Annotated in this window: 20 protein-coding genes, 5 tRNA genes and 1 pseudogene; 14 read left to right on the top strand and 12 right to left on the bottom strand. The window is 70.2% G+C overall.

The genetic code is table 11. The features are described from left to right. The first annotated feature begins 42 nt into the window (after positions 1-42). The gene (gene purF / locus ACFC8N_RS09975) at positions 43-1,572 is read left to right on the top strand and encodes an amidophosphoribosyltransferase (RefSeq protein WP_356029930.1); all 1,530 of its coding nucleotides are present in this window, start codon (positions 43-45) and stop codon (positions 1,570-1,572) included. A gap of 42 nt (positions 1,573-1,614) precedes the next feature. Then, entirely contained in the window at positions 1,615-2,685 is a 1,071-nt protein-coding gene (purM, locus tag ACFC8N_RS09970; protein ID WP_356029931.1) for a phosphoribosylformylglycinamidine cyclo-ligase, read from the top strand. Positions 2,686-2,774: 89 nt separating this feature from the next. Here the strand turns inward: purM and ACFC8N_RS09965 are convergent, their stop codons facing one another. Together ACFC8N_RS09965 and ACFC8N_RS09960 are read right to left on the bottom strand one after the other, a co-directional pair. Next, on the bottom strand, positions 2,775-3,032 hold the full coding sequence (locus ACFC8N_RS09965) for a DUF3073 domain-containing protein (protein WP_023548946.1): 258 nt from the start codon (positions 3,030-3,032) through the stop codon (positions 2,775-2,777). Positions 3,033-3,323: 291 nt separating this feature from the next. Continuing rightward, the gene (locus ACFC8N_RS09960; protein ID WP_376287806.1) at positions 3,324-4,451 is read right to left on the bottom strand and encodes a Leu/Phe/Val dehydrogenase; all 1,128 of its coding nucleotides are present in this window, start codon (positions 4,449-4,451) and stop codon (positions 3,324-3,326) included. A gap of 191 nt (positions 4,452-4,642) precedes the next feature. On the opposite strand from ACFC8N_RS09960, the gene ACFC8N_RS09955 reads away from it, so the two are divergent. Further along, positions 4,643-5,485 carry a hypothetical protein gene (locus ACFC8N_RS09955; protein ID WP_376287804.1) on the top strand — a complete coding sequence of 281 codons (843 nt, stop codon included), beginning with the start codon at positions 4,643-4,645 and terminating at the stop codon, positions 5,483-5,485. 542 nt (positions 5,486-6,027) lie between these two features. After that, entirely contained in the window at positions 6,028-6,234 is a 207-nt protein-coding gene (gene bldC / locus ACFC8N_RS09950; protein WP_003949541.1) for a developmental transcriptional regulator BldC, read from the top strand. 461 nt (positions 6,235-6,695) lie between these two features. Here bldC and ACFC8N_RS09945 read toward each other — a convergent pair whose 3' ends face one another. The 8 genes from ACFC8N_RS09945 to ACFC8N_RS09910 form a co-directional block, all read right to left on the bottom strand. After that, positions 6,696-6,938 carry a DUF6274 family protein gene (locus ACFC8N_RS09945; protein WP_356029934.1) on the bottom strand — a complete coding sequence of 81 codons (243 nt, stop codon included), beginning with the start codon at positions 6,936-6,938 and terminating at the stop codon, positions 6,696-6,698. 209 nt (positions 6,939-7,147) lie between these two features. Then, positions 7,148-7,222: transfer RNA gene (locus ACFC8N_RS09940), tRNA-Asp, on the bottom strand. Positions 7,223-7,319: 97 nt separating this feature from the next. Then, a complete protein-coding gene (gene hrpA, locus ACFC8N_RS09935) occupies positions 7,320-11,264 on the bottom strand; it encodes an ATP-dependent RNA helicase HrpA (protein WP_376287802.1) in 3,945 nt (1,314 codons plus the stop codon). Between the two features lie 57 nt (positions 11,265-11,321). After that, positions 11,322-11,633 carry a hypothetical protein gene (locus ACFC8N_RS09930; protein ID WP_356029936.1) on the bottom strand — a complete coding sequence of 104 codons (312 nt, stop codon included), beginning with the start codon at positions 11,631-11,633 and terminating at the stop codon, positions 11,322-11,324. 55 nt (positions 11,634-11,688) lie between these two features. After that, positions 11,689-11,762 (bottom strand) — tRNA-Phe (locus ACFC8N_RS09925). A gap of 24 nt (positions 11,763-11,786) precedes the next feature. After that, positions 11,787-11,861, bottom strand: a tRNA-Asp gene (locus ACFC8N_RS09920). Between the two features lie 38 nt (positions 11,862-11,899). Beyond that, positions 11,900-11,972, bottom strand: a tRNA-Glu gene (locus tag ACFC8N_RS09915). Positions 11,973-12,052: 80 nt separating this feature from the next. Next, on the bottom strand, positions 12,053-13,615 hold the full coding sequence (locus ACFC8N_RS09910; protein WP_376287799.1) for a metallophosphoesterase: 1,563 nt from the start codon (positions 13,613-13,615) through the stop codon (positions 12,053-12,055). A gap of 104 nt (positions 13,616-13,719) precedes the next feature. On the opposite strand from ACFC8N_RS09910, the gene ACFC8N_RS09905 reads away from it, so the two are divergent. From ACFC8N_RS09905 to ACFC8N_RS09870, 8 genes are all read left to right on the top strand, one after another. Beyond that, positions 13,720-14,070, top strand: a complete 351-nt coding sequence (locus tag ACFC8N_RS09905; RefSeq protein WP_356029938.1) for a metallopeptidase family protein — start codon at positions 13,720-13,722, stop codon at positions 14,068-14,070. Between the two features lie 92 nt (positions 14,071-14,162). Next, entirely contained in the window at positions 14,163-14,696 is a 534-nt protein-coding gene (locus ACFC8N_RS09900; RefSeq protein WP_376287798.1) for a hypothetical protein, read from the top strand. A 226-nt stretch (positions 14,697-14,922) separates the two neighbouring features. Next, positions 14,923-17,013: a DEAD/DEAH box helicase gene (locus ACFC8N_RS09895; RefSeq protein ID WP_376287796.1), complete on the top strand. Its 2,091-nt coding sequence runs from the start codon at positions 14,923-14,925 to the stop codon at positions 17,011-17,013. 116 nt (positions 17,014-17,129) lie between these two features. After that, positions 17,130-18,644 carry an amino acid permease gene (locus ACFC8N_RS09890; RefSeq protein WP_362823032.1) on the top strand — a complete coding sequence of 505 codons (1,515 nt, stop codon included), beginning with the start codon at positions 17,130-17,132 and terminating at the stop codon, positions 18,642-18,644. Positions 18,645-18,743: 99 nt separating this feature from the next. After that, positions 18,744-18,816 (top strand) — tRNA-Lys (locus ACFC8N_RS09885). Between the two features lie 491 nt (positions 18,817-19,307). Beyond that, positions 19,308-20,249: an STAS domain-containing protein gene (locus tag ACFC8N_RS09880; RefSeq protein WP_376287794.1), complete on the top strand. Its 942-nt coding sequence runs from the start codon at positions 19,308-19,310 to the stop codon at positions 20,247-20,249. A 103-nt stretch (positions 20,250-20,352) separates the two neighbouring features. Then, on the top strand, positions 20,353-20,853 hold the full coding sequence (locus tag ACFC8N_RS09875) for a DUF5994 family protein (RefSeq protein WP_225320532.1): 501 nt from the start codon (positions 20,353-20,355) through the stop codon (positions 20,851-20,853). A 77-nt stretch (positions 20,854-20,930) separates the two neighbouring features. Beyond that, the gene (locus tag ACFC8N_RS09870; RefSeq protein WP_376288034.1) at positions 20,931-22,124 is read left to right on the top strand and encodes a PP2C family protein-serine/threonine phosphatase; all 1,194 of its coding nucleotides are present in this window, start codon (positions 20,931-20,933) and stop codon (positions 22,122-22,124) included. Positions 22,125-22,148: 24 nt separating this feature from the next. On the opposite strand, the gene ACFC8N_RS09865 is transcribed toward ACFC8N_RS09870, so the two are convergent. Beyond that, a complete protein-coding gene (locus ACFC8N_RS09865) occupies positions 22,149-22,631 on the bottom strand; it encodes a DUF5994 family protein (protein WP_150944920.1) in 483 nt (160 codons plus the stop codon). A gap of 244 nt (positions 22,632-22,875) precedes the next feature. Between ACFC8N_RS09865 and ACFC8N_RS09860 the strand changes: the two genes are divergently transcribed. After that, positions 22,876-23,160 carry a hypothetical protein gene (locus ACFC8N_RS09860; RefSeq protein WP_376287791.1) on the top strand — a complete coding sequence of 95 codons (285 nt, stop codon included), beginning with the start codon at positions 22,876-22,878 and terminating at the stop codon, positions 23,158-23,160. Positions 23,161-23,201: 41 nt separating this feature from the next. Here ACFC8N_RS09860 and ACFC8N_RS09855 read toward each other — a convergent pair. Then, positions 23,202-23,513 (bottom strand): annotated as a pseudogene (locus tag ACFC8N_RS09855) (site-specific integrase); the annotation flags it as partial. Positions 23,514-23,597: 84 nt separating this feature from the next. On the opposite strand from ACFC8N_RS09855, the gene ACFC8N_RS09850 reads away from it, so the two are divergent. Continuing rightward, the gene (locus ACFC8N_RS09850) at positions 23,598-24,098 is read left to right on the top strand and encodes an NUDIX domain-containing protein (RefSeq protein ID WP_376287789.1); all 501 of its coding nucleotides are present in this window, start codon (positions 23,598-23,600) and stop codon (positions 24,096-24,098) included. The last annotated feature ends 86 nt before the right edge of the window (positions 24,099-24,184 follow it).

Genomic DNA, 24,184 nt, shown 5'->3' with positions numbered 1-24,184 from the left:
CCCAATTCGGACCAGTGGTCGACCTCGCCTACACTCGGTGCCGTGCCACGTGGTGACGGTCGACTCAATCACGATCTGCTTCCCGGCGAGAAGGGCCCCCAGGACGCTTGCGGCGTCTTCGGCGTCTGGGCTCCGGGCGAAGAGGTCGCAAAGCTCACGTACTTCGGGCTCTACGCCCTCCAGCACCGGGGTCAGGAATCCGCGGGAATCGCGGTCAGCAACGGCTCCCAGATCCTCGTCTTCAAGGACATGGGCCTCGTCTCCCAGGTCTTCGACGAAACCTCGCTCGGTTCGCTCCAGGGTCATATCGCGGTCGGACACGCCCGCTACTCGACCACCGGCGCGTCCGTGTGGGAGAACGCCCAGCCGACGTTCCGTGCCACCGCGCACGGCTCCATCGCGCTCGGCCACAACGGCAACCTGGTCAACACGGCGCAGCTCGCCGAGATGGTCGCCGAGCTGCCGAACGACAACAACAGCCGCTCCACCCGGGTCGCGGCCACCAACGACACCGACCTGCTGACGGCGCTGCTCGCCGCCCAGGTCGACGAGGACGGCAAGCCGCTGACCATCGAGGAGGCCGCGCACGCGGTGCTCCCGAAGGTGCGCGGTGCCTTCTCCCTCGTCTTCATGGACGAGGGCACCCTCTACGCCGCCCGCGACCCGCAGGGCATCCGCCCGCTGGTCCTCGGCCGGCTGGAGCGCGGCTGGGTGGTCGCCTCCGAGACCGCCGCCCTCGACATCACCGGCGCGAGCTTCGTGCGGGAGATCGAGCCGGGCGAGTTCGTCGCCATCGACGAGAACGGTCTGCGCGCCTCACGGTTCGCGGAAGCAAAGCCCAAGGGCTGTATCTTCGAGTACGTGTACCTGGCCCGCCCGGACACGGACATCGCCGGCCGGAACGTGTACCTCTCCCGCGTGGAGATGGGACGCCGGCTCGCCAAGGAAGCGCCCGTCGAGGCCGACCTCGTCATAGCGACCCCGGAGTCCGGCACCCCGGCCGCCGTCGGCTACGCGGAGGCCTCCGGCATCCCCTTCGGCAACGGCCTGGTGAAGAACGCCTACGTCGGCCGGACCTTCATCCAGCCCTCGCAGACCATCCGCCAGCTGGGCATCCGCCTGAAGCTGAACCCGCTGAAGGAAGTCATCAAGGGCAAGCGACTGGTCGTCGTCGACGACTCGATCGTGCGCGGCAACACCCAGCGCGCCCTGGTCCGCATGCTCCGCGAGGCCGGCGCCGCCGAGGTCCACATCCGGATCTCCTCGCCGCCCGTGAAGTGGCCCTGCTTCTTCGGCATCGACTTCGCCACGCGCGCGGAGCTGATCGCCAACGGGATGACCATCGAGGAGATCGGCACCAGCCTCGGCGCCGACTCGCTCGCGTACATCTCCATCGACGGCATGATCGAGGCGACCACCATCGCCAAGCCGAACCTGTGCCGCGCCTGCTTCGACGGCGAGTACCCGATGGAGCTGCCGGACCCCGAGCTGCTCGGCAAGCAGCTCCTGGAGACCGAGCTGGCCGCCGGGCCCGCCGCCACGGCCGCGGCCGACGCGATCCGTCGTCCGTAAGCCCGTCATCAGCCCCGTCATCAACCCGAAAGATCCCAGGCAATGTCTGAGAGCCAGTCCGGTGCTTCCTACGCGGCTGCCGGTGTCGACATCGAGGCGGGCGACCGCGCCGTCGAGCTGATGAAGGAGTGGGTGAAGAAGACGCAGCGCCCCGAGGTCCTCGGCGGCCTCGGCGGCTTCGCCGGCCTCTTCGACGCCTCCGCCCTGAAGCGCTACGAGCGCCCCCTGCTCGCCTCCGCCACGGACGGCGTCGGCACGAAGGTCGACATCGCGCGCCGGCTGGGCGTCTACGACACCATCGGCCACGACCTGGTCGCCATGGTCATGGACGACATCGTGGTGTGCGGTGCCGAGCCGCTGTTCATGACGGACTACATCTGCGTCGGCAAGGTCCACCCCGAGCGCGTCGCGGCCATCGTGAAGGGCATCGCGGAGGGCTGTGTGCTCGCCGGGTGCGCCCTGGTGGGCGGCGAGACGGCCGAACACCCGGGGCTGCTGGGCGAGGACGACTTCGACGTCGCCGGCGCCGGTACGGGTGTGGTGGAGGCCGACCGGCTGCTCGGCGCGGATCGCATCCGCACGGGTGACGCGGTGATCGCCATGGCGTCCTCCGGGCTTCACTCGAACGGGTACTCCCTGGTCCGCCACGTTCTGCTGGACCGCGCCGGTCTCGCCCTGGAGGCGGAGGTCGCCGAGCTCGGCCGCACCCTCGGCGAGGAGCTGCTGGAGCCCACGAAGATCTACTCGCTGGACTGCCTGGCCCTGCTGCGCACCACCGAGGTGCACGCGTTCTCGCACATCACCGGCGGCGGTCTCGCGGCCAACCTGGCCCGCGTGATCCCGGACCACCTGCACGCCACGGTCGACCGCTCCACCTGGACCCCGGGCGCGATCTTCGACCTCGTCGGGCGCACCGGCAAGGTCGAGCGCCTGGAGCTGGAGAAGACCCTCAACATGGGCGTCGGCATGATGGCGATCGTCCCGCAGGAGTCCACCGAGGTGGCCCTCGCGACCCTGGCCGACCGCGGGGTCGACGCCTGGGTGGCCGGCGAGATCACCGAGCGCGGCGCGAGGACGACCGGCGCCGAGCTGGTCGGGGACTACTCCGCCTGATCCTGACCGGATCCGGCGGGCGGTGACCGTGCGGACAGCACAGAAACCGGTCGGTGGCTCTGCCACCGACCGGACTGGTCACTGCAAGGTCAAGCGCCGCGACGGTGCTGTTGGTGAGGATCCTTGTCGTCCTCTTCCTCGTCGTCGTCCTCGTAGAGGTCCGCGTAACGAGAGTAGAGATCGTCCTCGTCGTTCTCATCGTCCTCGAACGGCTCGCCGTTCGGCGGCTGGCTCGAAGTCGATGCGCCCAGTTCACTGGCCAGACGTGACAGATCAGTCCCACCGCTGTTGTACTTCAGCTGGCGGGCGACCTTTGTCTGCTTGGCCTTGGCCCGGCCGCGCCCCATGGCTCGACCCCCTCGGTGACAGGGGCTCGACGGCCCCAGAGTCTGACACGCGTTCATGATCTGGAACGGACTCTCAGTAGAGAGGCCGGTCCGTAGGGCTTCCACGGTACCTGAGCCCGCGCCCATACGGTACGTCGCCCGCACCACGCGCGTGTGCACAGGACCTTCGAGGCGCCCTGTCCTCGCTGGTCAGTGGCGATTTTAACCACTTATCGGGGAACGACCCGCCGGGGGAAGTGAGAGTTCTCTCGAAGTTCCCGCCGACGGGTACCGCTCATGTGTGCGAACGGGTCAGTGTGCGACGTGTCCCGCGCGGGCCTCGGCCATCCGCTGCTCGGCGATCCGGTCGGCCGCCGCGGCCGGCGGAATGCCATCAGCCTTCGCACGTGCGAATATGGCCAGCGTGGTGTCGAAGATCTTCGACGCCTTCGCCCTGCACCGGTCGAAGTCGAACCCGTGCAGCTCGTCGGCGACCTGGATGACCCCGCCGGCGTTCACCACGTAGTCCGGGGCGTAGAGGATCCCGCGGTCCGCGAGGTCCTTCTCCACACCCGGGTGCGCGAGCTGGTTGTTGGCCGCGCCGCACACCACCTTCGCGGTGAGCACCGGGACGGAGGCGTCGTTCAGGGCGCCGCCGAGGGCGCAGGGGGCGTAGACGTCCAGCCCCTCCACCCGGATCAGCTCCTCGGTGTCCGCGACGGCCGACACGCCCTCGGGGTACTGGTCGAGGATCCGCTGGACGGCGTCCGCGCGCACGTCCGTGATCACGACCTCGGCGCCCTCGTTCCGCAGGTGCTGGACCAGGTGGTGGCCGACCTTGCCGACGCCGGCGACGCCGACCTTGCGTCCGCGCAGCGAGGGGTCGCCCCACAGGTGCTGCGCGGAGGCGCGCATGCCCTGGTACACGCCGAAGGCGGTGAGCACGGAGGAGTCGCCGGCGCCGCCGTTCTCGGGGGAGCGGCCGGTGGTCCAGGCGCACTCGCGGGCCACGACGTCCATGTCGGCGACGTACGTGCCGACGTCGCACGCGGTGACGTAGCGCCCGCCGAGCGAGGCGACCATGCGGCCGTAGGCGAGGAGCAGCTCCTCGGTCTTGTCGCGCTCCGGGTCGCCGATGATCACGGCCTTGCCCCCGCCGTGGTCGAGGCCGGCCATGGCGTTCTTGTACGACATGCCGCGCGCGAGGTTGAGGGCGTCGGCGACGGCCTCGGCCTCGGTGGCGTAGGGGTAGAAGCGCGTCCCGCCGAGGGCCGGGCCCAGGGCGGTGGAGTGGATGGCGATCACGGCCTTGAGGCCGCTGGCGCGGTCCTGGCAGAGCACGACCTGCTCATGGCCGCCCTGGTCCGAGTGGAACAGGGTGTGCAGGACATCAGCAGACGCGCCGGTTACGTCGGTCACTGTGGTGACTCCTGTGTACATAGCGGCGAGTGGGGCGGAACCCCGTACAGGTGGCGGGGCGCCGTGCCCTGAGCGTAGAGCTTCGGCACGACCACCATCTGCGCAGTGTTCAGGATCACTCTCGCGGGCCTCTCGTGCACGCATGTCCGTGGGACGATTTGCAGTGGTTTTGCAGCGGTTTTCGAGCCGGGCCCGGTGGGGAGGGAGCAGGCGTGCCGAAGGTGTCCTCCGTGGTCGTCCCCTATGCCGCGTACCTGCGCGTGTACGAGCCGCTGGGCGCCTTCCCGGAGCCGGAGCGCGGCCACTGGGCCCGCTACGCCCGCCGCCCCGACCGCCCCTCGTACCAGGACGAACTGCGGCGCTCCCTCGCCGACTTGCTGCCCACGCCGCCGGTCGCGGTGCCGGTGCACGAGAGCAGCGACGCCTTCGTGCTGGAGGTCGACGGGGTGGTCTGCGTGTGTCCCTGGCGCACCCGGCTGCGCGGCTGGCAGGCGCTCGGCGAGCTGGCGGAGGAACTGCCCGCGCCGGTGCTGGACGCGGTGCTGCCGTCCCTGGTGCGCCACCAGGCCGCCCAGGACTACGAGCGCTGGCTCGCCCGCAACCCCGACGCCCGGCCGTGGATCCGCACCGCGACCTGGCAGGTGCCGCTGAACTGGTTCGTGCTGGTCTCCGACGAGGAGCGGCGCTACGAGAAGGGCACCGCCGACGTGCCCCCGCTGCTGCGCTACCGCACGCCGATGGTGCAGTCCCGGCGCCGGGTGGCGCGGGCCCTGCGCACGCTGAAGGACACCGTCGAGGAGGGCCCGCTGATCGACGGCCTGGTGGACGTCGGCCGCTGGCTGGAGGAGTTCCACCCGCGCTCGGTGGTGGAGCTGGACTACGGCGGCCTCGTGCACGTCCTGCCGGCGGGCGAGCTGGAGGGCGACCACTCGGCGGCGGACGTGGCCGACGGCATCGAGGCGCTGCGCCGGGGCGACGGGACGGCGGCCGGCGAGGCGTACGCGAGGCTCGTGGAACGCTGGCGCTCGGTACGGGACCGGCGCTCCGCGAACTGAGGAGCCGGATGGGTGACGCACGTCACGCTCCACAACACCCCCGAACGGCATACGGTCTACCGCACTTGACCAGGTGACGGGACGTTGGTCCCGATCCGGGCGTTTGTGTCAAGGATGACTGAAGCGTGATGGACCGCACGTACAGGGCCCTTGCGTCTCTTGCCCCTCCTCATGCCAAAATAGGACAAGGAGCCCGGGGAAGGTTCCTTCCGCCCAACTGTGCTCCATTATGGGTGGATTCTCCGCATTGCACGCTTTGGGGGGTCTGGTGACTCCTGATCGTCCTGTGACTGATCGTCACAGTGGCGTGACTGTCCGCTATGGCATGGTCCATCGGCTTCCGTCGCTGATGAACACCTGGGAGGGCAATTCCATCGGTTTGGCCGACGCGGCTGGACGGATGGTGTAGTTGTAGTGCCGAGGACAAGCCGTTCGTCCTATAACCGACTCGACTCGCGTCCACCATTTCGGGCAACGCGGGTCAAGGTGCAGAATTTAGAGGAAAGAACCGAGAAGGTTCGGTTCTCCCGAGGAGGCCGCTCATGACCGCTCGCACCCCTGATGCCGAGCCGCTGCTGACCCCGGCTGAGGTCGCCACCATGTTCCGTGTCGACCCCAAGACGGTCACGCGGTGGGCGAAGGCCGGCAAGCTCACTTCGATCCGTACGCTCGGCGGGCACCGCCGCTACCGCGAGGCCGAGGTCCGCGCTCTGCTCGCGGGCATCCCGCAGCAGCGCAGCGAGGCCTGAACAACTGCATAACCGGGCAGAACGGCAGGTCCCCCAACATGCCGAGGCGCCCGGAACAGTAGCTCCAAGCGACGCGGGATCTGCCCCAACAGACCCCACGCCCAAGCCGAACAGACCGTTGTTGGCAGCGACACAGGGTGCGTCGTAGATCGCGCTGGACTCCGCCGGGTCCAGCGCGATCTTTTTTGTGCGCTGGCCGGAACTCCGGGGGCGGTCCCGTGAGCGGCCTTGTCGGAGTCTGGGGAGGGCTGTCGGAACCGCTGTGCACGACCTCGGGGACAGGTGCAATTGCACATATTAAATTGACCTGTTGTAGGCCAGGGGTAAGTACCGCCCTTTTGAAAACTCATGCGGTGACTCCCGTCACATGCCCGGGCAGTTGTTGCCGATGGCATGTGTGCGCTATTGGAACGTCATGTTCCAGCGTCCCACGCACGGTGGGGTGTTGGGACCGGCGTCGGTCACGCGAGCCGAGGACTTTCGTCCCGGAGCCCCTCAAGATCCTCGACACCGTCGGCACTGTCGATGTCCTCGACGGCGACGTCCCCGTCCTCGGCCTCCTGCCCCCGTGAGCCGGCGTCCATCGCCAGTCGCAGGAGGTGATGGCAGACGGGGCAGTGGCGGGTGAGGTGCCGGTAGGGCGACGCGGCTGCCAGATGCGCCCTCAACAGCGCCCGCGTCTCGTGCCTGGCCGATGCCCCCATACCCACCTCCAGGGGCCACAGCGGGAAAGCAGGCCCTGTCTTCTGGGTACCGAGGGAATGTGACGCCGTCAAGGGAGCGGGCGGAACGGACACCGGCGCGCGACGCGGTCCCGACGGGATGTGCTGCGTCTGATCGCGACTGCCGCCGCGGGCGCGGGCCCCGCATGCCGAAGGCCCCCGTCCGGGTGGGACGGGGGCCTTCTTCGATGCGGTCCTGACGGGATTTGAACCCGCGGCCTCCACCTTGACAGGGTGGCGAGCACTCCAAACTGCTCCACAGGACCAGGTTTCGCGGCGCCTTGCTCAGTGCGTTGCGCTGCGAGATGAGACTGTACAGGAGGTGGGGCCGCCTGGTCGAACTCACCCCCTGTACACGTGCGACTACGCCACGATCGCGTCGATCGCCTTCACGATCCGCTTGTCGGAGACGGGGTACGCGGTGCCGAGCGCGTGGGCGAAATAGCTGACCCTCAGCTCCTCCAGCATCCAGCGGATGTCCAGGACGGCCTGCGGGACGGGGCGGCCCTGCGGGAGCTGTTCCAGGAGCCAGGCGTACTCGTCCTGCATCTCGTGGACCTTCTGCATGCGCGTGGTGTCCCGCTGCGCGCCCGTCGGCATCTGCTGCAGCCGCCGGTCCGCGGCCACCAGGTAGCGCACCAGGTCGGGCAGCCGGCGTATGCCGGCCCAGGTCACGAAGCCCGGCTTCACGAGGGCGTCCAGCTGTCCGCGGACGTCCGTCAGGTTCGCGAGCAGCGCCGTGCTCCGCACGGCCTTCAGCCGGCGTTCGGTGGCCTGCCAGGCCGCGAGGACCTGCTGCACCTGCGCGACCGTACGGACCGTCGTGTCGACGATCTCCGCGCGGACCTTGTCGTACAGCTTCCGGTACGACGCCTCGTCCCACACCGGCCCGCCGAAGTCCGCGATCAGCTTGTCCGCCGCGGCCGTCGCGCAGTCCTCGAAGAGGGCCTGGACGGAGCCGTGCGGGTTCGCCGACAGGGCGAGCTTCTGGGCGTTCGTCAGCTTGTCCGAGGCGAACTTCGCCGGGTTCACCGGGATGTTCCGCAGGATCAGGCGCCGGGTGCCCTTCCACATGGCCTCCGCCTGCTCGGCCTCCGTGTCGAAGAGCCGTACGGACACCGTGTCGCCGTCGTCCACCAGCGCCGGGTACGCCTTCACCGGCTGGCCGGCCCGGCGGGTCTCGAAGACCCGGGTCAGCGTGCCGATCGTCCAGTCGGTCAGCCCCTTGCGCTCCAGGGACTCCCCGCCCTCGCGGGACGCGGTCGCCGCGGCCGCCTGCGACAGGGCCTTGCGTGCCTCCGGCTTCAGCTGGAGCCTCAGCGTCTCCAGGTCCTTGTCCTCGGCGAGCTTGCGGCGCCGCTCGTCGACGATCCGGAACGTGATCTTCAGATGCTCGGGGACCTTCGACCAGTCGAAGTCCTCCGCCTCGAAGGGGACGCCGACCATGCGCTTCAGCTCGCGCGCCATCGTCACGGTCAGCGGCTCCTGCAAGGGCACGGCCCTCTCCAGGAACGCCCTCGCGTAGTTCGGGGCGGGCACGTAGTTGCGGCGGATCGGCTTCGGCAGGGAGCGGATCAGCTCCGTCACGACCTCCTCGCGCAGGCCGGGGATCTGCCAGTCGAAGCCCTCGTCGGTGACCTGGTTGAGCACCTGGAGCGGGACGTGGACCGTGACGCCGTCGGCGTCCGCGCCCGGCTCGAACTGGTACGTCACCCGGAACTTCAGCTGCCCCTGCCGCCAGGAGTCCGGATAGTCGGCCTTCGTCACCGCCTCCGCCGACTCCCGGATGAGCATCTCCCGCTCGAAGTCCAGGAACTCCGGCTGCTCGTGCCGCTTGTGCTTCCACCAGGAGTCGAAGTGGGCGCCCGACACGACGTGTTCGGGGACGCGCTGGTCGTAGAAGTCGAAGAGGGTGTCGTCGTCGACCACGATGTCCCGGCGCCGCGCCCGGTTCTCCAGCTCGGCGACCTCGCTGAGGAGCCTGCGGTTGTCGGCGAAGAACTTGTGGTGGGTGCGCCAGTCGCCCTCCACGAGCGCGTTGCGGATGAACAGCTCGCGACTCGTCTCCGGGTCGATCCGGCCGTAGTTCACCTTCCGCTGGGCGACGATCGGGACGCCGTACAGCGTGACCTTCTCGTACGCCATCACGGCCGCCTGGTCCTTCTCCCAGTGCGGTTCGCTGTAGGTCCGCTTCAGCAGGTGCTCCGCGAGCGGTTCGACCCACTCGGGCTCGATCTTCGCGTTGACCCGGGCCCAGAGCCGGGAGGTCTCCACCAGCTCCGCCGACATCATGAACTTCGGCTGCTTCTTGAACAGCGACGAGCCCGGGAAGATCGCGAACTTGGCGCTGCGGGCGCCCAGGTACTCGTTCTTGTTGCCGTCCTTCACGTCCTTCATCCCGACGTGGGAGAGGAGGCCGGCGAGGAGGGAGATGTGGACGCGGTCGCCGGGGGCGTCCTCCTCGTTGAGGTGGATGCCCATCTGCTTGGCGACCGTCCGCAACTGGATGTAGATGTCCTGCCACTCGCGGATGCGCAGGAAGTTCAGGTACTCCTGCTTGCACATGCGCCGGAAGGAGCTGGAGCCGCGTTCCTTCTGCTGCTCGCGGACGTACCGCCACAGGTTCAGATAGGCGAGGAAGTCGCTGGTCTCGTCCTTGAAGCGGGCGTGCTGCTGGTCTGCCTGGGCCTGCTTGTCGGCCGGGCGCTCGCGCGGGTCCTGGATGGACAGCGCGGCGGCGATGACCATGACCTCGCGGACACAGCCGTTCTTGTCGGCCTCCAGCACCATGCGGGCCAGGCGCGGGTCGACCGGCAGCTGGGCCAGCTTGCGGCCGGTGTCGGTGAGCCGCTTGCGGGGGTCCTTCTGGGCCGGGTCCAGCGCGTGCAGCTCCTGGAGCAGCTGGACGCCGTCGCGGATGTTGCGGTGGTCCGGCGGGTCGATGAAGGGGAACTTCTCGATGTCGCCGAGGCCCGCGGCGGTCATCTGGAGGATGACGGAGGCCAGGTTCGTCCGCAGGATCTCGGCGTCCGTGAACTCCGGCCGGGCGAGGAAGTCGTCCTCGCTGTAGAGCCGGATGCAGATGCCGTCGGACGTACGGCCGCAGCGGCCCTTGCGCTGGTTGGCGCTGGCCTGCGAGACGGGCTCGATGGGCAGCCGCTGGACCTTGGTGCGATGGCTGTAGCGGCTGATCCGGGCGAAGCCGGGGTCGATGACGTACTTGATGCCGGGGACGGTCAGCGAGGTCTCGGCGACGTTGGTCGCGAGAACGATCCTGCGCCCGGTGTGCGGCTGGAACACCCGGTGCTGCTCGGCGTGCGACAGCCGGGCGTACAGCGGCAGGATCTCCGTGAATCTGTACTTCTTCCTCTCCAGCGCGTCCGCCGTGTCCCGGATCTCGCGCTCGCCGGAGAGGAAGACGAGGATGTCGCCCCGGCCCTCGGCCTGGAGTTCCTCGACCGCGTCGCAGATCGCGGTGATCTGGTCCCGGTCGGAGTCCTCGGAATCGTCCTCCAGCAGCGGCCGGTAGCGCACCTCGACCGGGTACGTCCGCCCGCTGACCTCGATGATCGGCGCGTCGCCGAAGTGCCGCGAGAAGCGCTCGGGGTCGATGGTGGCGGAGGTGATGACGATCTTCAGGTCCGGCCGCCTCGGCAGCAGCTGGGCCAGATACCCGAGCAGGAAGTCGATGTTGAGGGACCGCTCGTGGGCCTCGTCGATGATGATCGTGTCGTAGGCGCGCAGCTCGCGGTCGGTCTGGATCTCGGCGAGCAGGATGCCGTCCGTCATCAGCTTGACGAAGGTGGCGTCCGGGCTCACCTGGTCGGTGAAGCGGACCTTCCAGCCGACGGCCTCGCCGAGGGGCGTCCGCAGCTCCTCCGCCACGCGTTCGGCGACGGTCCGGGCGGCGATACGGCGGGGCTGGGTGTGCCCGATCATGCCGCGCACGCCCCGGCCCAGCTCCATACAGATCTTCGGGATCTGCGTGGTCTTGCCGGAGCCGGTCTCACCGGCGACGATGACGACCTGGTGATCACGGATGGCGTCCGCGATCTCGTCCTTCTTCTGGCTGACGGGCAGCTGCTCGGGGTAGGTGACGGCGGGCACACGGGCACGCCGTTCACCGATCCGGGCCTCGGCCTTGTCGACCTCCGCCTCGATCTCGGCGAGGACGGCGGCGCGGGCCTCCGGCTTACGGATCTTGCGCGCGCCCTCAAGCCGCCGGCCGAGCTGGTGCGCGTCACGCAGCGACAGCTCGGTCAGACGGGGGGCGAGGGTGCCGAGGGCGGGGGCGGGATGCGTAGACATACGCGGTCCAGGATCTCACCCCGGCCGAAAATCACGCGAATGATTTGCGTGCGCTGTTCAGGAGCCGCGCTGCGCCGGGGCGGAGGCGGCCGGCGCCGAGGCCTGCGCGGCACTCTGCGCGAGCGACTTCGCCGTGTTGGAGATGGCCTTGATGCCCAGGTAGGCCGTGGTCATGCTGCTCACCGCGGTGAACGCGGCGGTCAGGATGCCGACGATCACCGCCTTGTCCCCGTGGAGCCGCCACACACCCACGATCGCGACGACGACGATCGCGAGATTGCCGGCGATGATCGCGAGCAGCCCGTACCGCGCCCGGATCCTCTCCAGCTGGTTGTCCGCTGTCATGGCGACGGACTGGTGCTGGCTCATCTCCCCGATCCCCTGACGACGAAGGCCCCGTTCGACGAACGGGGCCTTCTGGTTGTGGCTGGGGCCGGGGTCGAACCGGCGACCTATCGCTTTTCAGGCGATCGCTCGTACCAACTGAGCTACCCAGCCACGGTGTTTCACGTGAAACACCAGCGGTCCTGACGGGATTTGAACCCGCGGCCTCCACCTTGACAGGGTGGCGAGCACTCCAAACTGCTCCACAGGACCAAGCTTGTGCGTGCAACAGTGTCGCACACGATCTTGCGTGCCCCCAACGGGATTCGAACCCGTGCTACCGCCTTGAAAGGGCGGCGTCCTAGGCCGCTAGACGATGAGGGCTATCGGCCCGCCTGGGCGCTTCTCAGCGCGTCGGGGACGTGAGAAGCATATGGGATGCCGAGGGCTATCGCCAAAACGGTTTACGGCGACGGGGTGGAGGGCGACGGTGTGCCCGTGGCGGAAGGCGCGGGACCGGGCTTGACGGGGGTGGCCAGATGGCGGCTGACCTCGGCTGTCGCCTCGCCCAGCCCGCCCAGCCTGATCGCGTCCCAGGCCTGCAGGCGGCGGCTGTCCCGGTCGAAGTAGAGGATCGAGGCCTCGATCGGGGCCGGGTACGCGCCCTCGACCGCGCGCAGCCCGCTGCCGCCCGTGGAGCCCTCCATCCGCAGCCGGGTGCCGTAGGGGAGGATCTCGTCCCCCTCGTGGTGCAGATGGCCGCACAGCACCAGCGGCACCTCGCCGTCCGTCTCGCGGGCCGCCGCCGGCTCATGGGCGACGGCGACGTCGACCGGGGTGTGCCGGGCCTTCTGGTCGCGCAGGTCGGCGGCCAGCCGGTCGCCGGCCAGCTGCTCGGCCGCGTCGCCGCCGGGCACCGCCGAGCGGTCCGGGGTGAACTGCGGATCGCCGATGCCCGCGAAACGCAGTCCCGCGACCGTCTGCGCGTGCCCGTCGTCCAGGACGTGCACGTTCTTCATGCGCCCCAGGTAGCGCTGGGTGATCCGCGAGTCGTGGTTGCCGCGCACCCAGACGTACGGCACGCCCAGGTCCCTGACCGGGTCCAGGAAGCCGTTCTCGGCCGCGATGCCGTGGTCCATCGTGTCGCCGGAGTCGACGATCACGTTCACGTCGTACTGCTCCACCAGCGAGGCGATGATCTTCCAGCTCGCGGGGTTGAGATGGATGTCCGACACGTGCAGGACCCGGATGGTGGAGGGGTCCGGCTGGTAGGCCGGGAGCGTGGAGGTGACGTCGTAGAGCTTCGTCACGTTCGTCACCAGGCGGGCCAGTTCCTTCTGGTAGACGTCGAACTCGGTGACGATGTTGCGCGCGTTGCCGACCACGGACGGTGCCGAGGACAGCAGGCCCGAGTACTTCGGCTCCAGCACCGACCTCGGGTTCCAGGTGGCGTACGCCGACGCGCCCGAGGCGGCGAGCAGCGTCAGGGCCAGTCCGCCGGCCGCGAGGGCCCGGCGCGGGCGGCGGTAGACGGCGAGGCCGAGGGCGGTGGCCCCGGCGACCACGGCGACACAGGAGCGCACGGCCAGGTCCAGCGTGCCGTGCTCGACGTCCTGGGCGACCTCCTGCTGGAGGCCGGAGATCCGCTCCGGGTGGTCGACCAGGGCCTGGGAGCGCAGCGGGTCGAGCTGGTCGACGTTGACGTCGAGGCGGACCGGGGCGACATGGCTGTCCAGGGTGAGCGCGCCCAGCGGAGAGATGTTGATCTTCGTGCCGCCGCTCAGCGAGGGGCGCAGCGCCATCGTCGTGTTCATCGGGCCGACCGGCGCCCGGACGTTGCCGACGACCAGCAGGCCCAGCCAGGCGCCGAAGAGCACGACGGCGGTGAGCCCGAGGGCGCTCAGCCAGGGGCGGCCCGGACGCGCGTCCGGGCGCGGGGCGGGGAGCGTGCGGGTGCCCCTGCGGGCGGGGCGCGGGCGTACGCGGTTCGTCAGCGTGCGGAGGGCTGCGACGGGGACGCGGGCCATTGGTCCCGTATGCCCATGTACGGATGTGGATATGCGGCGTACGGCTGCGGATGTGCGGCGCCGCGCCACTCTCGTACGAAGCTCTCGTACCGGACAATGACCGTGTGCTGGAGATGACGCGCGAGGAGTTCGAGGAGCTGGTCGCCGAGGCGCTCGACCGGATCCCGCCGGAGCTGACGCGGCTCATGGACAACGTGGCGGTGTTCGTGGAGGACGAACCGCCCGCCGGCGACCCCGAGCTGCTCGGCCTGTACGAGGGCACCCCGCTGACCGACCGGGGCGAGTGGTACGCCGGTGTGCTGCCGGACCGGATCACGATCTACCGGGGGCCGACGCTGCGGATGTGCGCGACCCGCGAGGACGTCGTCGCGGAGACCGAGGTGACCGTGGTGCACGAGATCGCCCATCACTTCGGGATGGACGACGCACGGCTGCACGCCCTCGGCTACGGCTGAGTGCGGGCTGCGCGTGCGGGGCGCGTGTCCTCTTGCGGGCGGCGGGAGTTGGGGAGGTTGACTCCTTTCCCTTGCCCCCGGAGGTGGCCGCCGTGCGCCCCTTGTACGTACCCGTCCGGCTCGCCGTCACCGTGCTGGCCGTCAGCGCGGCGGCGGCCGGCTGCGTGAACGTGGGTGACGACGCCGGCCGGGCCCGGCCCTCGCACTCGGCCGGGCAGCACGGCGGTGCGGCGCCCGACGGCGGTCCGGTGGACGGTGTCGGGGGCCAGGGACACGGAGGCCCGCGGGCCGACGGCAAGCACGGCAAGGGCGGCGGGGCGAAGCCGGGGGAGTCGCCCAGCGCCTCGGTCACCCCGTCGTCCGGCGCGGCCGGCGCGTCCCCGACCCCCGCACCGTCCGGCAAGCCCGCCAGGCCCGGGAAGTCGGTCGAACCCGGGGACCCGGCGCCGACCAAGGCCCCACCGGCCCCGCCGGTCACTTCCGCACCACCCCAGCCCCCGGCCTCCACCCCGCCCGCGGCCACCTCCGAGCCCCCGACGGCCGAGCCGTCCTCCTCGGCGCACGAGGGCACCGGAACGCAGCTGGCCCAGCGTGAGCCCGCCCCTACGGCGGGTGTGCCGGCGTGAGGCTGCGACCGGGTCCGACCTGCGGTTTCAAGGACCGGTTTGCCTTCAGGGGGGATGGGTGCGTATGGTGGTAGATCGTTTGATCCCATTTGCCCGGCGCCATCACAGAGCGCGCCGTGTGGCGCGTACTCTCCCTTGCCGTGGCGGACCGCATTGAGGCGGTCGTGAGCGAATCACGGAGTTGACGGGCGCGTGCCGACGAGACTCCGGAAGGTTTCGCATTCGCATGTCCGTGTCCAGTACTGATCAGTTTGTCGTGTCCGAGAACGAGCTCAGCGAGCTTGAGAACGAACTCGTCGACGAGACGAACGAGATCACCGAGGCCGACGAGGCCGCTGACACCACCCCCCAGACCACCTTCGCCGACCTCGGCCTCCCCGAGGGCATCGTGCGCAAGCTTGCGCAGAACGGCGTGACGACCCCCTTCCCGATCCAGGCCGCGACCATCCCGGACGCCCTGGCCGGCAAGGACATCCTCGGCCGTGGCCGCACCGGCTCCGGCAAGACCCTCTCCTTCGGTCTGCCGACCCTGGCCACGCTGGCCGGCGGCCGCACCCAGAAGCACAAGCCCCGCGCGGTCATCCTCACCCCGACCCGCGAGCTGGCCATGCAGGTCGCCGACGCCCTCCAGCCGTACGGCGACGTCCTCGGCCTGAAGATGAAGGTCGTCTGCGGCGGCACCTCGATGGGCAACCAGATCTACGCCCTGGAGCGCGGCGTCGACATCCTCGTCGCCACCCCGGGCCGGCTGCGCGACATCATCAACCGCGGCGCCTGCTCGCTGGAGGACACCCAGATCGCCGTCCTCGACGAGGCCGACCAGATGTCCGACCTGGGCTTCCTGCCCGAGGTCACCGAGCTGCTCGACCAGGTCCCGGCCGGCGGCCAGCGCATGCTCTTCTCCGCCACGATGGAGAACGAGATCCAGACCCTCGTCGACCGCTACCTGAACAACCCCGTCTCCCACGAGGTGGACGCGGCCCAGGGCGCGGTGACGACCATGTCCCACCACATCCTCATCGTGAAGCCCAAGGACAAGGCGCCGGTCACCGCCGCCATCGCCTCCCGCAAGGGCCGCACGATCATCTTCGTCCGCACCCAGCTGGGCGCCGACCGCGTCGCCGAGCAGCTGCGCGAGGCGGGCGCGAAGGCCGACGCGCTGCACGGCGGCATGACCCAGGGCGCGCGCACCCGCACCCTGGCCGACTTCAAGGACGGCTACGTCAACGTCCTGGTCGCCACCGACGTCGCCGCCCGCGGCATCCACGTCGACGGCATCGACCTGGTCCTGAACGTGGACCCGGCCGGCGACCACAAGGACTACCTGCACCGCGCCGGCCGCACCGCTCGCGCGGGCCGCACGGGCACGGTCGTCTCCCTGTCCCTGCCGCACCAGCGCCGTCAGATCTTCCGGCTGATGGAGGACGCCGGCGTCGACGCCGCGCGCCACATCATCCAGGGCGCCGGCGCCTTCGACCCGGAGGTCGCCGAGATCACCGGCGCCCGCTCCATGACCGAGGTCCAGGCCGAGTCCGCGAACAACGCCGCGCAGCAGGCGGAGCGCGAGGTCGCCCAGCTCACCAAGCAGCTGGAGCGCGCCCAGCGCCGCGCGGCCGAGCTGCGCGAGGAGTCCGACCGGCTGGTCGCCCGGGTCGCCCGCGAGCGCGGCGAGGACCCGGAGGCCGCGGTGGCCGAGGCCCAGGCGACGGCCGCGGAGGAGCTCGCGGTCGCTGAGGCGCAGGCCGCTGCCGCCGCCGAGCCGCGGGCAGAGCGCGAGGAGCGCCCGGCGGCCTCGGCGCCGTACGAGCGCCGGGAGCGGCGCAGCTTCGACCGGGACCGTGACGAGCGCCGTGACGACCGTGGTGGCCGTGGTTTCGAGCGCCGCGACGACCGTCGTCCGTTCGACCGGGACCGCAACGACCGCAACGACCGTGACCGGGGCTTCGACCGGGGCGGCGACCGTGGTGGCCGTTCCTTCGAGCGCCGTGACGACCGTGGTGGCCGTGGCTTCGAGCGCCGCGACGACCGTCGTCCGTTCGACCGGGACCGCAACGACCGCAACGACCGCAACGACCGCAACGACCGTGACCGGGGCGGCCGTTCCTTCGAGCGCCGTGACGACCGCGGCGGCTTCCGCCGGGACGAGCGCGGCGGGCACCGGGGCAGCGACCGTCCGTTCAACCGCGACCGCCGTGACGACCGTCCCGGCTTCCGCTCCGCCGGTCACGACCGCCCCTTCGGCCGCCGTGACGACCACCGCGGCACCGGCTCCTTCGGCCGCCGCGAGGACAAGCCCCGCTGGAAGCGCAACGGCTGACGCCGGGTGAGCCTGGCCGAGTAACCTGAGAAGGGCCCGTACGACACCGTCGTACGGGCCTTTTTTGGCCATAGCGTGACGCATGTCACCCCTCGGGTGGGGGAATTGCTGGGGGCATGACAGAAGACGCGAGAGCGAACGGGGCGCACGGCCTGTCGGACGAGGAACGACTGGCCCAGCTCGGCTACACCCAGGTCCTCGCCCGCCGGATGTCGGCGTTCTCGAACTACGCCGTGTCCTTCACGATCATCTCGGTGCTGTCCGGCTGCCTGACGCTCTATCTCTTCGGCATGACCACCGGCGGCCCGGCGGTGATCACCTGGGGCTGGGTGGCCGTCGGCCTGATGACCCTGTTCGTGGGCCTGTCGATGGCCGAGATCTGCTCGGCGTACCCGACCTCGGCCGGCCTCTACTTCTGGGCCCACCGCCTCGCGCCGCCCCGCTCGGCGGCGGCCTGGGCGTGGTTCACGGGCTGGTTCAACGTGCTGGGCCAGGTCGCGGTGACGGCCGGCATCGACTTCGGCGCGGCCTCCTTCCTCGGCGCGTACCTGAACCTCCAGTTCGGCTTCGGGGTGACCCCGGGCCGCACGGTCCTCCTCTTCGCCGCGATCCTCGTCCTGCACGGCCTGCTGAACACCTTCGGCGTGCGGATCGTCGCGTTCCTGAACGACGTGAGCGTGTGGTGGCACGTGCTCGGCGTGGCCGTCATCGTCGGCGCGCTGACCTTCGTCCCCGACCACCACCAGACGGCGTCCTTCGTGTTCACGAAGTTCGTGAACGAGACCGGCTGGGGCAGCGGCCCGTACGTGGTCCTCCTCGGCCTCCTGATGGCGCAGTACACCTTCACCGGCTACGACGCCTCCGCGCACATGACGGAGGAGACCCACGACGCGTCCACGGCCGGTCCGAAGGGCATCGTCCGCTCCATCTGGACGTCCTGGATCGCCGGCTTCGTGCTCCTCCTCGGCTTCACCTTCGCGATCCAGTCCTACGACAAGGAGCTGGCCTCCCCGACCGGCGCGCCCCCGGCGCAGATCCTCCTGGACGCCCTGGGAGCCACGACGGGCAAGCTCCTGCTCCTCGTCGTGATCGGCGCCCAGCTCTTCTGCGGAATGGCCTCGGTGACCGCCAACAGCCGCATGATCTACGCCTTTTCGCGCGACGGCGCGCTGCCCTTCTCGCGCCTCTGGCACACGGTCAGCCCGCGCTCGCGCACCCCCGTCGCCGCCGTCTGGCTGGCCGCCCTGGCCGCTCTCGCCCTGGGCCTGCCCTACCTGATCAACTCGACGGCGTACGCGGCGGTCACGTCGATCGCGGTGATCGGCCTGTACATCGCGTACGTCATCCCGACCTTCCTGCGCGTCCGCAAGGGCGCCGCCTTCGAACGCGGGCCGTGGCACCTGGGCCGCTGGTCGGGGGCGATCGGAGTCGTGTCGGTCCTCTGGGTCGTGGCGATCACGATCCTCTTCATGCTCCCGCAGGTCTCCCCGGTCACCTGGAAGACCTTCAACTACGCCCCCGTCGCCGTCCTGGTCGTCCTCGGCTTCGCCGCGGCCTGGTGGCTCGCCTCGGCCCGCCGCTGGTTCCTCACCCCGGACCGCGTTCCCGCCCCGCAGACGGCCGAAAAGTGACCATCCCGCCCCTTCCTCCCCCCGCGACGCGGCCGGTCCACCGATACCCGATCGGAGACACGGCCGCGTCCGGCTATGCTCGGACAGGCAACATCGCCTGGGCCCTTAGCTCAATTGGCAGAGCAGTGGACTTTTAATCCATTGGTTGTGGGTTCGAGTCCCACAGGGCCTACGGCTGGTAGGCGGGGGATATGGCCCCTGACCTGCTACGCAGCGTCCGAGTCGGCGTCAGCTGGCTCGGACGCTGCTTCGTTTCCGGGCTCCTGCGTGAGCGATGCGTGAGCGGGAAGCGCGGCCACCTGCGGCGGTTTTGTGTGAGACCGCCCTCAGCGGATACCCGGCGGGCGTGAGGTACGGCAGTGTGCCCCACGAGTGGGCCGTCTGCCCCGGATGTCTCCATGAGCCTCGGCAGGCGGTGCGCTCCTTACGGGCCTTACGGGTGAGCCCGTCCGGTGCTGCGGGTCGAGTCGGCCGGCGGCGTACGGTGGAGATACCGAGGGCATCACGCACTCCGGCCGTCCTGCCGGGTCGTCCTCGGCGAGAGACGAACCCCGGGCCGTCCGAGCGGCGGTGCGGAGACGGGTCGGCAATCATGCCCGCCGCGATCACAACAACTCCGCACCCTTCCCTGGTCGTTGCGTTTCCCTGCCGAAGGGCGGGGTGATGGCCGTGCAGCGCCTGGACATCCACCGGCGTGACCGGGGGGAGCGGGCCCTCGTCACGCTCGTCGGCGACATCTGGCCGGCCTCGGCGCCCCTGCTGCGGGCCGCGCTGGAGCAGTGCCTGCGCGACGGCATGACAGCCATCGACGTCGATCTCACCACGGTCGGCTCCTGTGACGCCAAGGGCCTGGACGTCTTCCTGACGGCGTCACGGCATGCCGGCCGCGTGCACGCCTGCCTGCACCTGCACCATCCGTGCGCGCAGATCACCCGGCTCCTCGCCTTCACCGGCTCCGCGCCCCTGCTCCGCGATCTGCTGGACACGTCCGCGGCGGGTCCGTCGGCCGGCGGGACGCAGACGTCCGGCGACCGCGCCGGTGCGCCGGTCGTCAAGGACGGGATCCGCCTGCGCAGACTGACTCGCCGGCAGGTGGAGGGGATGAGCGAGGACATCGCCGACCTGGCCGTGGCCGGCCCCTTCATGCGGGACGACTTCCTGCGGCGGCTTGCCGTCAGCGCCCGACGGCCTGGCTTCGCGCTGCTGGTGGCCGAGACGACGGTGTTGGTGGGGTGCGTCTTCGGGTTTCCGGTGAGTCCCGTCAGCCGGTCCGAGCAGGGGTTGCAGGAGAGCGTCCAACGGCTCACCGGCTGTGCCCGGTTCCTGCTCCTCACTCAGGTCGTGGCGCACCAGCACCCACAGCGCCGCGACATCGGCCGCCGTCTGCAACAGCGTCTGCTGGCCGATGAGCGCACCGAGCTCGGAGTGGCCTTGCTGATTCCTGCCGACCGGGCCGGACAAGCCGCCTACGACTCGTGGGGCTGGCGGAACCACGGGGAGATGGTCGGGCTGCCCGGTCGGGGCGCTCCTTGCGTGCTGACCCTGTTCCGGGAGAGCGGATCTTCGCTGCCTGCGCCTCGGGCCGCCGTTCCAAGCCGGGCGTAGCCTTGAAGACACCGAGAGCATGTCGGGCGCATGATCAGGACAGCGCCGTTCCCGGCGAGTGGCGAACGAGGGCAGCTCCAGGCCGCCCGGACGGGATCGCACGATGGACTCCCCCACACCGCCCGCAGGAGACCGGCCGCCGAGTGACGCGCACACGTACAGGATGCCGCTGGCCCGGCTGAGGCTCACGCCGGAGGCCAGCCACGGCCCGCTGGACGGAGCGTGGTGGCCGCGTTGCGACGCCCTGGAACTGGAGCTGCCCGCGCTCGTGGGCTCGCTCGACCCCGGCCTTGGCACGGTCACCCGCGTCACGGTCGGCGCTGCGGCCTGGCCTGACGCGCCACTGACCGTGTCGGCGCCGGACCACGTGATCGAGGTCGTCCTGAGCGACGCCACCGCCGAGGAGCATGCCATCACCCTGGACTGCGGCACCCTGGGGCGCTGGGAGCTGCTGGTCGTCCCGCCCGACGAGCCGGCCGGAACCGCCGAACGCCTGCTGACCGCCGCCGCCGATCCGTGGAATCCGCTGTCGGCTCAGCGCACCTTGGCACATGTCGAGGACGGCTTCGGCCGGGAGGGCGCAGGGGAACAGCACGGCCCATGATGGAGTGATGGGACGGGTAGTCCTTTCGCCGGTCGACCCCGCCGCCGGTGTCCGTGTGGATCACGGTGGGTGAGCTGATGACGGCCGAACCGGGCACGGACCGCTCCGAGAGCTTCGGGGAAGCGCTTCTGGGGGCGGTTCTCGACCGGGCGCACGAGCTCCCGCCCCACCTCATCGGACCGCTGGTCGCCGACGTGGTGGAGCGGCTCGGCGGCCGCCGTCCGCAGGTGCTGCTCCAGGACTACGGCCAGTTGCTGCTCGTACCTCTGCGCGGTGAGGGCCTCACGGGCGGGGATCCGCAGGACATCGACGCTTCCGTCGCGGGCCGGTGCTTTCTCGATGCCCAGCCCGTCGAGGTGCCCGAGGCCGACGGCGTACGGGTCCACCTGCCGCTGCTGGACGGCGGCGACCAGGTGGGCGTCATGGCCGTGACGCTGGACCGGGTCGATGACGACGACCGGCGGCTGCTGGCCAGGCTCTCCGGCCTGGTTGCCGACCTGCTGGTGACCAAGCACGGCTACTCCGACCTGTTCTTCTCCACCCGCCGCGGTGAGCCGATGAGCGTCGCCGCCGAGATCCAGTGGTCCCTGCTGCCGCCTCTGGCCATGGTCATGCCGCGGGTCGCCGTGGCCGGGATCCTGGAGCCCGCCTACGACGTGGCGGGGGACAGCTTCGACTACGCGCTCAACGGTGACATCCTCCACGTGGCCATGATCGACGCGATGGGGCACGGCCTGGGCGCGGCCACCATGGCCACCGTGGCCATCGGCGCCTACCGTCACGCCCGCCGCCTCGGCACCGGCCTGTCGGAGATCTACGCCGCCATGGACGTCGCCGTGGTACACCAGTTCGGCCCGGACCACTTCGTCACCGCCCAGATGATGCGGCTGGACACGGCCACGGGGCGGATGCACTGGGTCAATGCGGGACACCCGCCACCGGTACTCGTGCGCGATCACCGCGTCATGTGTCGGCTGGACGTCCCCACGACCCTCCCGGTCGGCATGGGCGGCGCGGAGCCAGAGGTCGGCGAGCTGGACCTGGAGCGCGGAGACCGCGTCCTCTGCTTCACGGACGGACTGATCGAGGAACACGCCGTGGGTGAGGAGCAGTTCGGTGAGGACCAGCTGATCGACTGGGTGAACCGGCTGGAGAGGACCGGTCGCGGGGTCCGGGCGGTGGCGCGCTCCCTGTCGCACACCCTCAAGCGGGCGCGGGGCGGACACACGACGGACGACGCGACGCTGCTCCTCGTGGAGTGGCGCGGCTGACCGCACCACCGGCCACGACAGGGCTCAGCCGGACGGCCTCTGCCCGCTTCCCGTGTCGATGAGGATCTGCTCCGCCTCGCTGACGTTGCCGGCCAGGACGGCCTGTGCCATCGCCGCGCGGGCGGCCTCGGGCGGCGTGTCCGGTGGGACCACCAGCAGCGAGAAGAGGTCCCGGTCGCCCCGGGTGATCAGGACCGTGTCGTCACCCACCGGGAAGGAGTCCACGTGTACCACGTGGTCGCCGACGACGATCCGGGTCGGCAGCCCCTCCCAGGCCGTGGCATCCAGCCCGACGCGGGTCAGGGGGCCCAGGTGCTCGGTGAGGGCGCTCAGCAGCGCGGGCAGCTCGGCACCGATGTCGCGCGACCGCGGCCACCACGCCCCGTCGAGGACGCCTTCGCGTGATGCCGTCGTCTCCAGCCGGAGCAGTGCACTCCCCGGCCGCACGGCATGGTGCACACCGCTCGGCAGGTGCCTGGAACCAGGGGATGTGTCGGAGCCGGTCATGGAGGACCACCTGTCCGGGATCCGGTGCGAACACGGGATCCGCCTCGCTTCTGACCACGCTACTCCCCATCACCGCGAGCATCGGCGTCGCCGGGAATCGCCGGGACGCCCGCATACAGCCAGGGCAAGCCGCATGAGGAGCTACGCAGCGGGGCACCCGGGCGGCGGAGGCTGTGTGCGAGGCCGTAGGGTCGGCTGCCTGTCGGCATCAGCAGCCTCGGAGACCAGCCTGAGAGCGCCAGCCATGACGACACTCCGTGAACGCAAGACCTACCGCAAGGCCATCCTCCGGCAACTCTACGGAGCCATGGAACGCAACCGACCTGAGGTCAGCGGGGCGGCACTGCGCGAGGCGCTCCGGCTGCCCGACGACGACCTGTCCGCAGCCTGCGCCTACCTGGCCGACGAGGGCCTGATCACCGTTGAATGGACGTCGCACAAGACGCCCGCCACCGTCTCACTGTCCCATGACGGCATCCGGTTCATGGAGGAGGAAGAGGAGTGGAGTGGCTCCAGGCAGAGCGAGTGACACGAACTCAACGCCCGGCCGCCGCTTGTCGGGCCGGGACTTCAATCCCCGAGTGACGCGTGCGCGGATGGGCTGGCGGCCTGCGGATCGAACGCTGCCGGGGCGGACGGTTCGGCGGCTGCCGGACGAGACCGCGGGATCAGCTTCGCTGCCTTCTCAGCGATTTCGCGGTCGAGCTCCGGGAGCAGGCTCGTGTACGTGTCCGAGGTCAGCGTGATGGTGGAGTGCCGGAGGGTCTCCTTCACCGTGTGGATGTCGCCGCCGCCTCCGTGCGTGAGCGTCGCGGCCACGTGGCGCAGGTCCCGCAGGGTGATGGGCGGCAGGTCGGTCGTGGCGAGGATGCGGCGCAGAGTGCCCGGAGCCGCCGAACTCGCCCGTCGTGCACGCGAAGTACTGGCCTAAGCTGCCCACCAACCGGCCGACGAAGGGACACAACCGTGGCTCAGCGGACAACTGACGACCAGCCCAAAGCCCTCATGCCCGCCCTCGAATCCATGACTCTCCTCGTCGCCGCCGTCATCGTCCACGACAAGGCCACCAACCGCGTCGTCCTCCTCCAGCGCAGCCAGAACGCCAAGTTCGCCAAGGGCATGTGGGACCTGCCCGTCGGCAAGAGCGAGCCGGGCGAGCCGATCACCGAGACCGCCGTGCGCGAGCTGTACGAGGAAACCGGCCTGACAGTGAAGCCTGAGTCCCTGAAGGTCGCCCACATCATCCACGGCGCCTGGGGTGTCGAAGCTCCCAACGGGTTCCTCACCGTTGTCTTCGCCGCCCATGAATGGACCGGTGAACCGGAGAACCGCGAGCCACGGAAGCACGCACAGGTTTGCTGGACGGACGCCGACGCCATCCCGGAAGACTTCGTGGACACCACTGCCAGTGCCCTCCGCCGATATCTCACCGGCGGCCCCCAGGTATCGCTGGACGGGTGGAAGTAGGGACCAGCACGGCGTCACCGTGGCCATGCGACCCGGAACAGGCCGGCCAGGAGTGAGCTGGAGTGGGGGACGCGCAACTGCTGTGA

The sequence above is a fragment of the Streptomyces sp. NPDC055966 genome, from assembly GCF_042269865.1.
Classification (GTDB): Bacteria; Actinomycetota; Actinomycetes; order Streptomycetales; family Streptomycetaceae; genus Streptomyces.
Note: the sequence above shows the minus strand (reverse complement) of the source record. Positions and strands in the feature narration are given on the sequence as shown.

What these genes read in the sequence shown, in the direction of transcription:
- purM (WP_356029931.1), top strand. Translation starts at nt 1,615, where the DNA reads ATGTCTGAGAGCCAGTCCGGTGCTTCCTACGCGGCTGCCGGTGTCGAC.
- ACFC8N_RS09965 (WP_023548946.1), bottom strand. Translation starts at nt 3,032, where the DNA reads ATGGGGCGCGGCCGGGCCAAGGCCAAGCAGACAAAGGTCGCCCGCCAG.
- ACFC8N_RS09960 (WP_376287806.1), bottom strand. Translation starts at nt 4,451, where the DNA reads ATGTACACAGGAGTCACCACAGTGACCGACGTAACCGGCGCGTCTGCT.
- bldC (WP_003949541.1), top strand. Translation starts at nt 6,028, where the DNA reads ATGACCGCTCGCACCCCTGATGCCGAGCCGCTGCTGACCCCGGCTGAG.
- ACFC8N_RS09945 (WP_356029934.1), bottom strand. Translation starts at nt 6,938, where the DNA reads ATGGGGGCATCGGCCAGGCACGAGACGCGGGCGCTGTTGAGGGCGCAT.
- hrpA (WP_376287802.1), bottom strand. Translation starts at nt 11,264, where the DNA reads ATGTCTACGCATCCCGCCCCCGCCCTCGGCACCCTCGCCCCCCGTCTG.
- ACFC8N_RS09930 (WP_356029936.1), bottom strand. Translation starts at nt 11,633, where the DNA reads ATGAGCCAGCACCAGTCCGTCGCCATGACAGCGGACAACCAGCTGGAG.
- ACFC8N_RS09910 (WP_376287799.1), bottom strand. Translation starts at nt 13,615, where the DNA reads ATGGCCCGCGTCCCCGTCGCAGCCCTCCGCACGCTGACGAACCGCGTA.
- ACFC8N_RS09895 (WP_376287796.1), top strand. Translation starts at nt 14,923, where the DNA reads ATGTCCGTGTCCAGTACTGATCAGTTTGTCGTGTCCGAGAACGAGCTC.
- ACFC8N_RS09890 (WP_362823032.1), top strand. Translation starts at nt 17,130, where the DNA reads ATGACAGAAGACGCGAGAGCGAACGGGGCGCACGGCCTGTCGGACGAG.
- ACFC8N_RS09880 (WP_376287794.1), top strand. Translation starts at nt 19,308, where the DNA reads ATGGCCGTGCAGCGCCTGGACATCCACCGGCGTGACCGGGGGGAGCGG.
- ACFC8N_RS09875 (WP_225320532.1), top strand. Translation starts at nt 20,353, where the DNA reads ATGGACTCCCCCACACCGCCCGCAGGAGACCGGCCGCCGAGTGACGCG.
- ACFC8N_RS09870 (WP_376288034.1), top strand. Translation starts at nt 20,931, where the DNA reads ATGACGGCCGAACCGGGCACGGACCGCTCCGAGAGCTTCGGGGAAGCG.
- ACFC8N_RS09865 (WP_150944920.1), bottom strand. Translation starts at nt 22,631, where the DNA reads ATGACCGGCTCCGACACATCCCCTGGTTCCAGGCACCTGCCGAGCGGT.
- ACFC8N_RS09860 (WP_376287791.1), top strand. Translation starts at nt 22,876, where the DNA reads ATGACGACACTCCGTGAACGCAAGACCTACCGCAAGGCCATCCTCCGG.